Raw genomic sequence first — 16040 nt, forward strand, 5'->3', positions numbered from 1 at the left:
AATGAAACAGTCTCTCGTGTACCTATCAGCGACTGGCACCATACAGACAGCGGTAGATGGGTAGGCTTCAGAGCCCGTTCGGTGATCGGAGGATACTGGATGAAGGTATTAATGGATAAAGTTCAGAATAATCAATAAAGTTAGCACGACGTTTACTTCAAATTTATGCATATGAGATCTTTAAAGAATATTACTATAAAATCAAATTATCTCATTTTGCCCATAGCATTATTGTTCATCAATAATGCTATGGCAAAAAGTAGTTGAAATGACAAAGGCTTACAAAATATGGGCTAAACGCTGTATAGTAGAACCTTACCCAAAACAGAAAAAAAGAAATAAGAATGTTTTTTATACACACAACTTTTTAACGTTATTACTATGAAACATCAAAACTTGGAATTTAAGTGGATGTGTCTACTCTTTCTAGCTCTGCTACTCTCTCCTCCTCTACTTTGGGGACAGAATCATAGCATTAAAGGGCAAATTGTAGATGCAAAAAGTAATGAACCTTTAATAGGAGTAAATATTACTGTTGAAGGCACTTCGAATGGTACCATTTCTGACATAGATGGTCGGTTTACGCTATCTGTAGCTGCTAATGCCGTACTCAAAATCTCTTATATCGGCTATCAAGAAAAGAAAATCAAAGTGGATGATCTGAAAAAAGAGCCTATCATTTCTCTGGAAGAAGACAGCAAGCAACTAGAAGAAGTAGTGGTAGTAGGTTATGGTATTCAGAAAAAGGTATCAAGTGTAGGCGCCATTACCCAAACTAAAGGAGAAGAATTGTTGAAAGGAGGTAATATTACTTCTGTATCAGAAGCTTTACAAGGCAAACTAAATGGTTTGGTAGCTATCAATACGTCAGGCAAGCCTGGAGCAAGTGATACCAAAATGTACATTCGTGGTAAGGCTTCCTGGCAAAACTCTGACCCTTTAGTATTAGTGGATGGTATAGAAAGGGATATGAACGATGTTGACATGAATGAAATCGAGTCTATATCTATTCTAAAAGACGCTTCTGCTACAGCTGTATATGGGGTTCGAGGTGCAAATGGTGTAATATTGTTAACAACCAAACGCGGACAAGATAAGAAACCAAACATCAATTTTTCTACAAGCTTTGGTATTAAACAGACTACTGCAAATATGGAATGGGCAGATTATGTTACATCTATGAAAATGTATAATGAAGCTGTAGCTAATGACAACAACTGGAATCAACAAATTAAACAATCTGTCATCAATGCTTGGTCAAATGCTTTTGATACAGGCAACTACGGCCCTTATAATGATGTCTTTCCACAAGTAGACTGGTGGGATGAGTTGGTTAAACCAGGTTTTTCCCAACAATATAATGTGAATATCAGCGGAGGAACCAATTTCATGCGTTACTTCGCCTCCATCGGTTATCAAAATGACGGTGATATTTATGATTTACAGAAACAGGAGAATTTTGATCCAAGGAACTACTATCGCCGTTATAACTGGCGTTCAAATTTAGATTTTAATTTAACTAAAACGACTTCCTTATCAGTAAATATTGCAGGGAAAATGGGATACCGCAATGACAATTTTGCTGATGATGTGTACACTAGAATCATTGCGGCACCAACCAATTCCTTCCCGATAAAGTATAGTGATGGCTATTGGGGAGATGGATCTACTGCCGGCTATAATCCTGTTTGTAATATGAATACAAATGGATCACAACTGTATAAAACCTTTCAAGGATGGTATGATGTTCGTTTGGAACAAAAACTGGACTTTCTAACTAAAGGACTAAAAGCTGCCGCTAAAGTTTCATACACCTCTGCTTCCACTACTCGTTCTAGTATAAAGACTGGTGAAATTTGGGGTAACAATGATTTTGAATCCAGAAACAGTATTATTAAATACCATCGCGAATATGATTATTCTAATCCGATAGTCAATGCAGATGGTTCCCTCACTTACCCCATGATTTTGGAAAAACGATGGCCAAATGATGAGGATATTGAACTCCCTCCCAACGTTTCTTATGATAATTTGGATGGTTATAATCGTAAGTTATATTACGAATTCTCTGTGGAATATAATCGTTCATTCGGGAGTCATAATGTAACAGCGTTAGCTCTGATGAACCGTCAAGTATCTGATTCAAAAGATGATAAAGTTATCAAATTCCCAAGTTATCGTGAAGAATGGGTGGGACGTGTTACTTATAACTGGAAAGAACGTTATTTGGCAGAGATGAATATCTCTTATACAGGTTCGGAAAAATTTGCCCGAGGACAACGCTTCGGCCTGTTCCCTTCCTATTCTTTGGGATGGCGTGCTTCAGAAGAACCTTTTATAAAGAAACATGTTGGAGATGTGCTGACTAACCTAAAATTTAGATATTCATACGGAAAAGTCGGTAGTGATGCAGCTGCTGCACGTTGGAATTACATCCAATTATTTAATTCTTTAGGAAGTATTGAATTAGGAAATACACAAGGAGTCACACATAGCCCGCTCTATACAGAAGGAGATATTGCTAACTTGACTTCAACATGGGAAAAAGCGACTAAACATAACTTTGGAATAGAAATTGGCTTATGGAATAAGTTAGATTTAACTTTGGATTTATTTAAAGAGAATCGTAAAGATATTCTAATGACTCCACAAACCACATCTTCCATTGTAGGAGCTACTTTTAACGCTATCAACCGAGGAGAAACGAAAAATCATGGTTTAGAATTAGAGTTACGCTGGAATGACAAAATCGGACGTAATTTTAATTACTGGGGAGCTTTAACTTTTGCAGCCAGCGAAAACCGGATTGTCTATAAAGATGATCCTAGAAATGCGGATGAGCACTTGAAAGCTGCAGGTAAACCGATTGATTATCAAAACCGTTTTATTGCGGTCGGTAATTATGGTTCGATAGACGATGTGTTCAATTACGCACAAACAGCTATAAATGGTACTACAGCATCACAAGTAATTCCGGGAGACCTTATCTATATAGACTTCAATGGAGACGGGATAATCAACTCAAACGACAAGGTAGTTGTAGACGAATTGAATTACCCATTGACTACCATCGGATTTTCTTTCGGGTTCAATTGGAAAGGACTTAACTTCAGTGCAATGCTCTATTCGCCACGCAATATATATAAGTTACAGTTCGATCAATATCTGTGGGATTTTCCAGCTTCAAACATACGTGTTCAACCAAAATCCATGGAACGATGGACGCCGGAAACAGCTAATTCATCGGGTGTTATGCGACCTGCTACACACTTGAACAATACATACAACAAAGTGGAAAGTACTTATCGCTATTCCGACTATTCGTATATACGATTAAAGAACATGGAGATAGGATATACATTCCCTAAAAAATGGTTGAGTGAAGCCCATATCTCTAATCTTCAGGTTTACATGAACGGGAATAATTTACTAACCTTCTGGAAAGGGGACAAACGCGTGGACCCTGAAACAGGAGGTGTTGGCAGCTATCCGATTGTCCGTACTTACACTTTAGGACTAAGAGTTTCATTTTAATCATATTCAAAAGAAATAAAGATGAGAAAAGTATTATTATATATCTGTTCAGTTTTCATTCTTGGCGGGATGACAAGCTGTGAAGACTTCTTAGATAAAAGGGAAGATGTAGGATTGACAGAAGATGATATCTTTAGGGATTACTATTCCTTACGAGGTTTCTTAGACCAATCTTTCAACCAATTGGAAAATGTTATGGTGATGGATAATTGGGAAAATGGACGCGCATTTGTCGGTCTCTTTGCAGACGAAATGGCAACTACAGATAATTCATCTGCCGTTTTTACTTTACATTCCGGAAACTGGTTAAGTAATGCCAAATCAAATAAGACTTTCGAAATCGGTAATGCTGGAAGTACAGCTATATCTCGATCATATAAGGCGTTGCGTATCAATAACCGCATTATTAATGATATCGATAAGGCTCCTTTGACACCTGAACAAAAAAATGAGATTCTGGGACAAGCTTATTTCTATCGTTCTTGGTTCTACTTTCAGATAATCAAAAGATATGGGGGGATGCCTATTATTGACAAGGTCTTTGAAGGTGGAGATGATGATATTCCCCGTATGACCTACCATGAATCACACGACTGGATGATGGAAGATATACAAAAAGCAATCTACATGTTACCTGACAGTTGGGATGATCCAAACTATGGAAGACCCACAAAAATTGCAGCAATGGCACTTAAAGAATGGGCACAGTTGTTTGATGCAAGTCCATTGATGCAGAATGATTTAAATTCTACAGAAAACAAAGGCTATGACACGGAACGCGCAAAATCCGCAGCAAAATCAGCTTATGAAGTAATACGTTATATGGATGGAAGCAAGTCTGCCCCTTATCCCTATGGTTTGGCTAGTAAAGAAGAATATACGAATGTTTTCTATTTTAAATATCCACCTGTGCATCAACCGGAATACATTTGGGTCAAGCGACAATTTCCTAACGCTGCTAATCAAAACCAAAAACGCACTATCCGCACATTCTGGCAATATGAGGATCTTGCATTCGGTTCGGGACCAGATGGAAATTCCATGTGCTGCCCAAGTTTGAATATCGTCAACATGTTTGACAAGAAGGGAGCAGACGGTATTTATTACCCGATTGATGACCCACGAAGCGGCTATGCACTTGACTATGACCATAAACCATTTGAGGATCGTGATCCCCGTTTCTACAACAACATACTTTTACCTGGAACAACTTGGGGACATTACGCTGATGGACGTACCTATTACATTACAACCTACAAAGGAGGAGCAGCCTATCAGCACATGTTAACTCAAAAAGACTGCAACAAACGAATGTTCACAGGATTTATGTGTAAAAAGTTCATGTGGCCGGAATGCAATCAGTATCTTGAAAAGAACAATCCGAACTGTTGGTGGGACTATCGCTTCCTCACCATATATATCCGTGCTTCGCAAATTTATTTAGATTATGCAGAAGCGCTATTTGAGGGTTGTGGAAGTGCTACGGCAACTATTGAAGGATGTCCTATATCAGCTGCAGAAGCTATTAATATTCTTCGCAGACGAATTGGCTTAACAGATCTGCCATCAGATATTGTAGCCGATCCTGATAAATTCCGTGCAGCTTATCGCCGTGAGCGTGCCGTAGAATTAATGTTTGAAAATCATCGTTGGTGGGATATCCGCCGCTGGATGATCTTGGAAGAAACATTCAAGGATACTTATCCTATTAAAGGAGCATTATTCACACCACGAGAATCTAATCATGGAAGTATCACGGATAAGTCTACATTGACTTATGATTATGAACAAATCGATATAACTCCGGAAGTGCGTTCTTTTACAAAGAAGAATTACTGGTATCCTTTGCCTCAACATGACGTAGACGCATTGAATAATTTGCAACAAAACCCATATTGGTAATTAAAATGGCTTAATCAAATGAAAAGATATAATAAATTCATATTTATTCTGTTTGTCACTGCTATATTATCCGGCATAGCCACTTCGCTAGAAGCACAGGATAAACCTAAAAAGAAAAAAACAGCCCTTATTGAAGTGAAAGGGCTGGTGACAGACAACACAGGTAAACCGCTAAGCGGAGTAACAGTATTGAGCGGTGAAGGTTCTATTATAAACTATACAGATGCAAATGGAAAATTTGCACTCAAAACAAAAGCTGATGGAACCTTATTAATTGAAGCGTTCGGTTATAAAGATGTTGTAATAAACCTCGCAAAAGAACAACCCACTGTCATCAAATTACAAAATGAAGATCTATATGCTTCAGAAAGGGACATACACGAACGTGCAGACGGTGGAAAAACGTATCAGCGGGACCTGGTAGGTACAGTATCCAAGTTATCTATGGAAAATGTATTAAAATACCCTGATTTACAATTATCCAATGCCTTACAAGGACAGGCTGCCGGACTAATTGCTATTTCCGGTGATGGCGGCTTGGGCTATAACACATCAACATTATATGTACGTGGACAACACAATAATGGAACAAATACGGCCTTGGTTATTATTGACGGAATAGAACGTCCGATAGATGATATTTTACCGGAAGAAATAGAATCCATCGAAGTTTTAAAAGATGCTACAGCCAAAATCCTGTATGGAGCAGCTGCCACAAACGGAGTGGTCTTGGTACGTACTAAAAGAGGAGAAGCTCATAAACGAATTGTTCGTGTCGGGGTAGAATACGGTGTACAGCCCTCTACACGTGTACCTAAGTATCTGGATTCCTACAACTATTCAAAATTGTTTAATGAAGCTCGTATAAACGATGGGATGAATCCTTATTATACTGACACGCAATTAGAAGGATACAGAAATAGTAGTGGAGTCAATGATGTATTGTATCCAAATGTTGATTATTACAATGAGTTCTTATTAAACCAAAATATCTACCGAAAAGGTACAATTGAGTTTAATGGAGGTAATGAAGGTGTGAAATACGCATTAGTTGGTGGATATACTGGTGGTTCCGGATTAGAAAAAGTTGGAGAACGTTCGGCTTTAGACCGTATGAATGCACGTGGTAATCTGGATATTAAAATCACCGATTTTCTTACAGTAACAGCAGATGTTGCAGCTCGTGTGGAACTGAAAAACTGGGGAGCAAAAGATGGTGCAGGCATATTCAGTACATTATCTTCTAATCGTCCCAATGAGTACCCTTTCATTATTCCTAATGAAACATTATCGGGACAGTTTACCCCCAATGAAGATGGCACGCCATTCTTCGGAGCCAGCACACGGATAGTAGACAATTTATATGCAGATATGGTTTATGGAGGTGACACTTCCGAAAGGTATGTAAATAGCCAAACAAACCTTGGAGCAAATTTTGACTTCAATAAATACGTTAAGGGATTGACATTTAATGCTTATGTAACTTTTGACAATTATAGTTACTTACGTCAAGAATTAAGGAATACTTATCCAACTTATGCCATTGACACTTATAGTGATTTAGACGGTGAAACTATCACCCGATATACACAGATGAAAAAGCTGGATTTGCCCAAAACGCAAAAGATAGCCTCCAATAATACCTACCGCTATTTTGGTATGCGTGCAGATATAGGATATGAACGCACATTAGGAGTGCATGACTTTTCAGCAATTGGCGCATTCCGGTATACAAAGAATGAGATGACAGGAATGACACAAGATTTTAAAGATGCCAACATCTCTCTGCGTTTAAACTATAGTTATGACAAACGCTATCTAGCCGAGCTAACTCTGGCTGGTATGGGGTCCAACAAATTTGATAAAAACGATCGTTTTTTCTTTTCTCCGGCTGTAGGAGCTTCATGGATAATTTCTAACGAAAGTTTCATGAAAGAAGTAAAGGCTGTTAACTTTCTGAAGCTAAAAGCAAGTTTCGGTGTATTAGGCTATACAGGTAATACTGGATTCTTCTTGTATCAAACTGGTTGGAATAATAATGGCAACTATAATTTCTTCCAGGATCAAACAGATCATAAAGTTAGTTTAGCTCGCTGGGGAAATCCTGATTTAACATGGGAATACTCTCAAGAGTTTAATATTGGTATCGAAGGATTATTCTTTAATAATCGCCTAAGCACAGAACTCAATTATTTCCATGAATGTAGAAAAGATATCATCGGAGTGAATAACGCCCAATATGCCGCTACAGCAGGGAATTATACCATGTATGAAAATATCGGCCAAGTGACTAATCAAGGTATAGATATTGCAATCAACTGGAAAGGGAATATCGGACGGGACTTTTTATACACAGTCGGAGCCAATATGACTTATTCAAAAAATAAATTAGATAAATGGAATGAAATAGAAGGAGTGGAAAGCTATCGTAAAGCCATTGGACGGCCTACTAGTACTATTTTTGGCTTACAAGCACTAGGATTATTTGGAAAAGACATTCCATTAGAAGATCACTCATTACAATCATACGGTATATATCAAAACGGCGATATTGCATACGCTGACTTAAACAACAATGGGATTGTAGATGATAATGACCGTATGAGCCTAGGGCAAAGTTTTCCTGTAACCACTTGGGGAATCAATGTAGACCTCAAATACAAAGGGTTTGGACTTTATATGTTAGGAACTCTTCATACAGGTATTACTCAATTATGTACAAACGCTTATTATTGGAATAATGGTCTGAATGGATACTCTGAATTAGCATTAAATCGCTACCATGAGGTTAATAATCCTTCAGGTACAATGCCCCGATTAACAACAACGACAGAAAGCAATAACTTTCGTGATTCCAGTTTCTGGACAGAGAATGGCTCATTTTTCCGTTTGAAAAATATAGAACTTAGTTATACATTTGAAAATAAGGCAGGTAGATTCTTTGCAAACAAATGTAAACTATTCGTACGTGGTACAAATTTGCTTACCTTCTCTAAAATAAAGGATCTGGACCCGGAAAGATTAAATGCCGGAATCACAAATTATCCGGCCTATATGACTGTAACCGGCGGTTTATCCGTCTCTTTCTAAACTTAAAAAATATGCAAATATGAAAATAAGCAAATTAATACTGTTAGCCTGTGTTTGGGGAAGTATTGTTTCTTGTGAAGATCTGCTTGACCCTAAATTGACAAATGAATGGTCCAGTGAGACCGTATGGACTAATCCCGATATGGCACAAGCCGTTTTGACGCAAGTATATGCAGATTTAATGGTTGTTCCGGATCATTATGATGATAATTTCTTAGATGCTGCAACAGACAATGCACTAACCCGAAATTATGGTTCGAGTGTATACCGGGCTAGCATGGGAGCATTCAGCCGATCAACAAATCCACTTGGAAATTGGGACAATATGTATGATAAGATACAAAGCATCAATCTATTCATGGAAAAAGGAGTTACAGATGATGTAATATACAATCGTGTAAGTAAAGAAACTGATCAGGCAATAAAGACTCGTTTACTTGGTGAAGCCTATTTTTTAAGAGCATGGTGCAGCTTCAAATTGTTACAAACTTATGGAGGACGAACAGACGAAGGAGAAGCATTGGGATATACGATCACCAACCATTTCATTGGTGATAAGGAATCTGCGAAGCCGAGCCTGTTTAAACGTGACTCGTATAAAGATTGCGTCAGCCAGATTGTTTCCGACTGTGAAGAAGCTGCCAGACGTTTGCCTGTAACTTACACAGGAGATGATGTAGTTGTCGGAAAATCTAAAATTGGTAGAGCTTGCGGATTAGCGGCAAATGCTCTTAAAGCAAGAACTTTGCTCTATGCAGCAAGTCCGGCTTATCAAGACAAGGATGTAATTCAAATAAATGGCATGGGTAATTTTACTGTATTAAATGAAGCGACTTATCAAGCTGGTTGGGAGCGTGCTGCTCTTTTTGCCAATGAAGTGCTCAAAGACGCAGGGATAAACTATACCTTTACAGCGATGGCTGCTAAAGATTTGGCTGACGCTGGCAGTGATACCCCGGCCGATTTTATTTTCCGCACCTACATGGGACTTGTACATGGTATGGAAAGCCGACACTATCCTCCTTTTTATTTGGGAAATGCACAAACAATTCCTTCCCATAATTTAGCTGCCGCCTTTCCTGCCAAAAATGGTTATCCAATAACAGATTCACGTTCATTATATGATGAGCAAGATCCGTATTTGATAGCTAGAGATAACCGATTCAATATGAATCTATATTATCAAGGAAAAAAATTTGGAGCTTATAACTCAAACATTGATGTATCTGAAGGTGGAAAAGATTCAGAGAGTTTTCACATTTATGCCAGTCGTTCGGGATATTATTTATCTAAGTTCTTGTCTACTACACAAAAAAATATGCTGGATCCGATTCAAACATTGAATTCTCGGCACTTTAACCCATTATTACGTAAAACAGAAGTTTGGCTGAATTATGCAGAAGCCGCCAATGAAGCATGGGGACCTGAAAGTAAAGGTGACGACTGTAAATATAGTGCTTATGATGTCTTAAAAATCATACGTGAAAAATCAGGTGGTATCACAGATGCTACCTATTTGTCAGAAGTAGCTTCTGAAGGAAAAGCAGCATTCCGGAAATTAATCCAAAATGAACGTCGTATAGAATTTGCTTTCGAAGATCACCGTTTTTGGGATTTACGCCGCTGTTTACTTCCCCTAGATACCACTATTGAAGGAATACAAGTGACAAGAACAGACAACGGTCTTTCTTATGAAATAAAAGAAATAGAACAACGTCCGTTGGATGCACTTCGCTATTACTATTTGCCGTTACCTAACGACGAATTATTAAAGAACCCAAACCTCAAAAATAATATGGGGTGGAATAATAACTAATATTATATACGATTATGAAAATTGCAAAAATAATATTGCTTGCTTTGACGACTTGTTTATCGTCTTGCTATGAAGATTATACGCATGATTATGAAACTACAAATGTTGGTTTTGCTTTACAGAACCCATTGCGTACAGTAATATCAGACCGTGACATGCCTATATATGTAGGAGTATCATTAGGAGGTAAACGAGAAGTTGACATGAATGATTGGGCTAAATTTACCTTGGATGCTTCTTTATTAGAGGGTACTCCTCTTACACTTCTTCCCGAAGAGTATTACATATTGGAAGATCCGGAGATATTTAAAGTGCGGAAATCTAATTTACCTGTAGCAGATGTTGAAATCAAGTTTACAGATGCTTTTTATACAGATCCGTTAAGTCTGACTACCCATTATGCTCTCCCTTTCAAAGTTACAGAAAGTTCCATGAACACTATTCGCGAGGGAGCGGATTATTCTATTGTAGCAATCAAGTATGTCAGTTCCTTTTCCGGAGTTTACTACCTTCAAGGTGAAGTAAGTGAAGTAGACGATAATGGAAATACAATAGAAGGTACCACTGTGGTGTATAAAGAAAAAGACTTGATAAATAATAATACATTGGAACTAAGTACTCTCGCGAAAAATAAATTGTTAAGACCCGGAGTAGCAAACTTAGCAAAAAGCAACATCAATCGTTTCCAGTTGACAATCGACAACAACGGCGAATCTGGTTCAGACTACAATGTTCAAATAGAAGGTATAGAAGGAGGAGTTACAATCATTGAAGGAAATGGCAGCTACATTGCCCAAAGTCCGACTTACACCTTCAACAGTGGAGACAAACCTTGTCCGGAAATCAACCTGAATTACACCTATGAATTGGCAGGCAAACGCTATAAAGTGAAAGAACAATTAGTGTTACGTCGCGATCCTGTGAATGATTTACGAGTAGAATCATGGAAGTAATCTAAAAACTTGAGACATGGGGAACTATATTGGTTTCTCATGTCTCAAAATGATAACAATAAAATGGCTTCTCATACACCTATCAGCAATCGTCACCACACTGAAGGTGATAAATGAGGTGACCTCATCATCAATCAATCTACTATGGTGTTAACTCAAAATTTATACGTATGAAGTTCTTAAAGAAAATGTTGTTGGTTGGGCTACTTCCTGGCTATTTGATATGCCAGGCACAAAATGTCCAAAACAAAGAAGATGTACCCTTGGACTTAGGATATCGTGTACTCCCTATGGGAGATTATAACGGTTCAGCCTACACAATCTCGGGTAAACAGTTACGCAATCTACCTGTTACAAATCTTTCGGCAGTATTAGCCGGACTGGTACCTGGTTATTTTGCCCGACAAGTGCAAGGTGGTGGATTAGTGAATGAACAGAATTCATTCTGGATAAGAGGACAAAGAAGTAATTCGCCCGATGTATTAGTACTGGTTGATGGACAGGAACGGGATTTTGCTGTTTTGTCATCACACGAAGTAGAATCAATTACCGTATTGAAAGATGCTGCAGCAACAGCCTTATATGGAATGCGTGCAGGCAGTGGAGCTATTCTGGTTACAACTCGTAAGGGAGCAAAGGGAAAACCACAGGTTGAATTGACAGCTCAAATTATAGCTCAACAACCACTTAAAGAATTAAAGTCATTAAACGCAGCCGATTATGCAAGACAGCACAACATAGCCCGCCATAATGACAATCTGGATCCCTTGTATTCGAACTATGATATAATGAATTATGCTAAGAATGATCCTAATTCCATTTTATATCCCAATGTAGATTGGGCTGATAAATATTTAAAGGATATCCGATGGAGCCAACGCTATAATCTTAATATCCAAGGAGGAACAGAAAAAAGTACATATTTCGTGAATGCAATGTATACTCGTAACAATGGCTACTTCAATACAGATGATTCACATGATTATAATACCAATCACTCTGCCGAACGGTTTAATATCCGTTCCAATATCGATTTTGCCGTAACTCGCACTACCCAGCTGGATGTAAATCTGTATGGCTGGTATCAAAGTCAAAATGGCCCTGGCAGCGGAGCCGAAAATATCTATAAAAATCTAGTCACATTACCGCAAGGAATCTTCCCAGAATGGTACAATGACCAAGGATATACAGATCAATACGGCAATGTTATCAATGCAGAAGATGGAAAAATTGTAGCAGGAAATGCATTCCGTGAAAATCCATGGGCAATGCTAAATCGCTCCGGCTACTTCCAGGACAAACAATTGTATGGTTCTTTCCGTACAAAACTCTCACAGGATCTTTCCTTCATAACAGAGGGATTAAAAGCTTCTGTTGCTCTATCCATGGATTCACGCACAATTTCTTCTATCAGACGTACGATAACTTTCGCATATTACGAAAAGGATGCGACGAATGAGAATGTTCTCCGCCGGACCCGCGAGGATGACTCAATGATAAACAAGGTAGATAATACCAGTTCTTTCCGCCGGACCGGTATCGTGGCTCAATTAGATTATAACCGTACCTTTGGAAAACATGGAGTTTCGGCTTTAGCTTTCTATGAACAATATGAAAGCAATGATGAAATGGTATTGCCAACCCGATTCCAAAGCGTAAATGGTTGGTTCGGCTATAATTATGATAAAAGATATGGCATCGATGTTATCGGAGCTTATCAGGGATCTCATAAATTTGGTCCGGGACACAAATTCGGTTTCTTCCCTACAATATCTGCCGGATGGACTGTTTCTAACGAATCTTTCTGGAAAGATACAAAAAAAATAGTGCCCTACCTGAAGCTAAAAGCATCTTATGGACAAGTCGGCAACTCATCCGGCGTAGACGCCTTTTATTACAGGGGACGTATGTGGCCGCAAAACGAAGTCTATATCACAGGGGTAAACATGGGAACAAAGCTTGGAGGATACATTCAGGATATACTTCCAAATCCCGGATTGACTTGGGAGAAAGCTAGAATTCTGAATATCGGAATAGATACCCGACTATTTTCAGACCGGTTATCTGTTACAGCAGAATTTTTTAAAGACAACCGTCATGATATGTATGTAGTAAATAACAAAATCAGTTCTCTTGTCGGCAATGTAAAGGAATTTAAGCAGAATATAGGCAAAATCAATAGCCATGGAGTAGACTTATCTGCCATGTGGAATTCAAATATTGCAGACTGGAGCTATTTCATAGGTGGTACATTCTCTTATTCTACGAATGAACTGATTGCAAACGGTGAAGTAGATCAGCCATACGAATGGTTGAAGAATCAGGGACGGCCTTTAGGAGAAAATCGAGGATACATTGCAAAAGGCTTTTTCAATTCTTGGGAAGAAATAGCAGCCTCTCCTGTACAAACATTCTCTGATGTCCAACCAGGTGATGTACGTTATGAAGATATAAACAAAGACGGACAGATTGATGTAAACGATATGGTACCTATCGGTTACGGAGACATTCCCAGAATCATGTATGGTATTAACTTAGGAGTCGGCTACAAAGGATTTTCGATCACCGCATTATTTCAGGGAGCCGCAAAAGTCTCTCATCAATATTCGGACATTGTGATGAATCCTTTCACAGATAACGGAACCATATTTGAACATCAACTTGATTACTGGACACCAGAACACCAGCATGCAACATTCCCACGTTTAACAACACTGGACAATGCCAGTCTTAATAACAGGCAGATAAGTACATTAAATGTAAAGGATGCTGATTTCTTAAGATTAAAAACACTGGAAGTTGCCTATGACTTTCCTACAAAAATGATACAGAAAATCCATCTTAAGGGATTGAGACTTTTCCTTAGCGGAACGAATCTGATTACCTGGACAAAATATAAATGGGTTGATCCTGAAGCTCCTTCACTGGCAGCTCCTTTGACGAGAAACATGAGTATAGGTTGTTCCTTAAAATTCTGATAGCATGAAAAAATCGATAATTTATTTGGCAATAAGCGCAACACTAACATTTTCCGGTTGTGATTATCTGGATGACATGCCCTATGACTGGGCCCAGCCTGATGATATTTTTACGAATGAACAGAACTATCTGAAACCGATTAATCAGGTGTATGCATATATTCCCGAAGGCTTCAACCACGTAGGAAATGCCTTTTTAGATGCAGCCACCAATGATGGAATAAGTACAATCATTGATTCGGATATTCATAAGTTGTCTCGTGGGTATGTCACTTCTTCAAATCCGATTGAAGAATGTTGGAATAAGTCATACAAGGGAATTCAACAGGCCATTTTTGCCCGCAAATATTTGCGTGAGGCTGACTTGGTGTTACAAAATAAGACAGAAGAAGACATCCAGACATTTAAAGATACCTATTGTGCGGAAACTGAATGTTTACAAGCCTTATTTGAGTTTAACCTGTTAAGACACTACGGAGGCTTTCCTATTGTCGATCGTATTTACGAAGTCGACGATCCTGAACTGCAGACAAAGGCAAGAGACTCTTTCAAAGACTGCGTCAATCACATCGTACAGTTATGTGAGAGTGCTGCCGCTGTATTGAAAGTTGATCCGGAAGGTGGGAATGGTTCTTATGGCCGTATGACTAAAGGAATGGCACTTGCTATTAAAGCCAAGACATTACTCTATGCCGCAAGCCCACTCTACAACAGAACGGATAATAACGATCCACTACTAGGCTATACTGACGGCTCGGATGTGACGGAACGTTGGAAACTTGCAGCCAAAGCTTGTGCAGATGTAATCAATCTAAATGCAGACGGAACAATATCTCCGAATGGAAATAAAAAATATAATCTGATAGCTCTTACTGCTGCTAAAACGTACGACAAGATCTTTATCAATGCCAATCCTAATCCGGAATATATCCTATTCTATACAGCTGCTAAGGACAATGGTCTGGAAAACAGACATTATCCCCCTACAATCTCAAAAGATCAGGGAGGAGGTACAGTACCTTCACAGCAATTGATCGATGCATTTACCATGAAAGATGGAAGCGATTATACCCATTCTTCTGACGGTGCAAGCATGTATACTAACAGAGACCCGCGTTTGACAGCAATTATCGGATATGATGGTTCGGTTTATGGAAAGAATACCATTTATACGCGAATTAGTGATAACACAACCATAGACGGACTCAACCAAGTGAAGAACCGTTCGACCAATACGGGATATTACTTAGCTAAATTCCTGGACAAAACACTGAACTTCGGACAGGCCAATGTGGGTACCGTTTTCCACTTATTCCCGATGATTCGCTTATCTGATATCCTACTTTCCTACGCAGAAGCCATGCACCACGCTTACGGCATGAATGCGGATCCAGAAGGCTATGGTTTGACAGCAATAGAAGCCATACAAAAAATACGTACCAGAGCCGGATTCGAAACAAATGATAAATTTCTTAATGGGGTGACAGATAACAACTTTATGGAAAAAGTGAAGCAAGAACGCCGTATCGAACTCTGTTTTGAAGAACATCGTTACTTCGATTTGCGACGTTGGATGGATGGCAATCAACTTAGAGAACCTATTATCGGAATGAAAGTAGAAGAAAATGCTTCCGGGCTTCATTATACACGCATTACAGTAGATGAAGCACGCAATTTTAAAGATTACATGTATTATCATCCTATTCCTCTGAAAGTAATCAAGGAAAGCCCTTCCATCCAACAGAATCCAGGTTGGTAACGGGTATC

8 protein-coding genes are annotated in these 16040 nt (G+C 38.7%); all 8 read left to right on the forward strand.

The genetic code is table 11. From position 1 onward, the window contains the following. The coding region (locus DW173_RS15970) for a glutaminase domain-containing protein (protein ID WP_120144794.1) at positions 1–138 on the forward strand (138 nt) is incomplete at its 5' end. 243 nt (positions 139–381) lie between these two features. Then, positions 382–3534, forward strand: coding sequence for a SusC/RagA family TonB-linked outer membrane protein (locus DW173_RS15975; RefSeq protein WP_087317669.1), 3153 nt, complete (start codon positions 382–384; stop codon positions 3532–3534). A 21-nt stretch (positions 3535–3555) separates the two neighbouring features. Next, positions 3556–5436 carry a RagB/SusD family nutrient uptake outer membrane protein gene (locus DW173_RS15980; protein ID WP_004298172.1) on the forward strand — a complete coding sequence of 627 codons (1881 nt, stop codon included), beginning with the start codon at positions 3556–3558 and terminating at the stop codon, positions 5434–5436. Between the two features lie 18 nt (positions 5437–5454). After that, a complete protein-coding gene (locus DW173_RS15985) occupies positions 5455–8526 on the forward strand; it encodes a SusC/RagA family TonB-linked outer membrane protein (RefSeq protein WP_120144761.1) in 3072 nt (1023 codons plus the stop codon). Between the two features lie 19 nt (positions 8527–8545). Then, positions 8546–10342, forward strand: coding sequence for a RagB/SusD family nutrient uptake outer membrane protein (locus DW173_RS15990; RefSeq protein ID WP_049701661.1), 1797 nt, complete (start codon positions 8546–8548; stop codon positions 10340–10342). 14 nt (positions 10343–10356) lie between these two features. Continuing rightward, entirely contained in the window at positions 10357–11295 is a 939-nt protein-coding gene (locus tag DW173_RS15995; protein ID WP_049701660.1) for a DUF1735 domain-containing protein, read from the forward strand. Positions 11296–11465: 170 nt separating this feature from the next. After that, positions 11466–14273, forward strand: a complete 2808-nt coding sequence (locus DW173_RS16000) for a SusC/RagA family TonB-linked outer membrane protein (RefSeq protein ID WP_120144762.1) — start codon at positions 11466–11468, stop codon at positions 14271–14273. 4 nt (positions 14274–14277) lie between these two features. Next, complete coding sequence (locus DW173_RS16005; RefSeq protein ID WP_120144763.1) at positions 14278–16032, forward strand: RagB/SusD family nutrient uptake outer membrane protein; 1755 nt, start codon at positions 14278–14280, stop codon at positions 16030–16032. Positions 16033–16040 lie beyond the last annotated feature (8 nt).

The sequence above is a fragment of the Bacteroides sp. AM16-13 genome, from assembly GCF_003602705.1.
In the GTDB taxonomy this organism is placed as follows: Bacteria; Bacteroidota; Bacteroidia; order Bacteroidales; family Bacteroidaceae; genus Bacteroides; species Bacteroides xylanisolvens.

Excerpts from the sequence above, each read along its gene's own strand:
- DW173_RS15975 (WP_087317669.1), top strand. The coding sequence starts at position 382 with ATGAAACATCAAAACTTGGAATTTAAGTGGATGTGTCTACTCTTTCTA.
- DW173_RS15980 (WP_004298172.1), top strand. The coding sequence starts at position 3,556 with ATGAGAAAAGTATTATTATATATCTGTTCAGTTTTCATTCTTGGCGGG.
- DW173_RS15985 (WP_120144761.1), top strand. The coding sequence starts at position 5,455 with ATGAAAAGATATAATAAATTCATATTTATTCTGTTTGTCACTGCTATA.
- DW173_RS15990 (WP_049701661.1), top strand. The coding sequence starts at position 8,546 with ATGAAAATAAGCAAATTAATACTGTTAGCCTGTGTTTGGGGAAGTATT.
- DW173_RS15995 (WP_049701660.1), top strand. The coding sequence starts at position 10,357 with ATGAAAATTGCAAAAATAATATTGCTTGCTTTGACGACTTGTTTATCG.
- DW173_RS16000 (WP_120144762.1), top strand. The coding sequence starts at position 11,466 with ATGAAGTTCTTAAAGAAAATGTTGTTGGTTGGGCTACTTCCTGGCTAT.
- DW173_RS16005 (WP_120144763.1), top strand. The coding sequence starts at position 14,278 with ATGAAAAAATCGATAATTTATTTGGCAATAAGCGCAACACTAACATTT.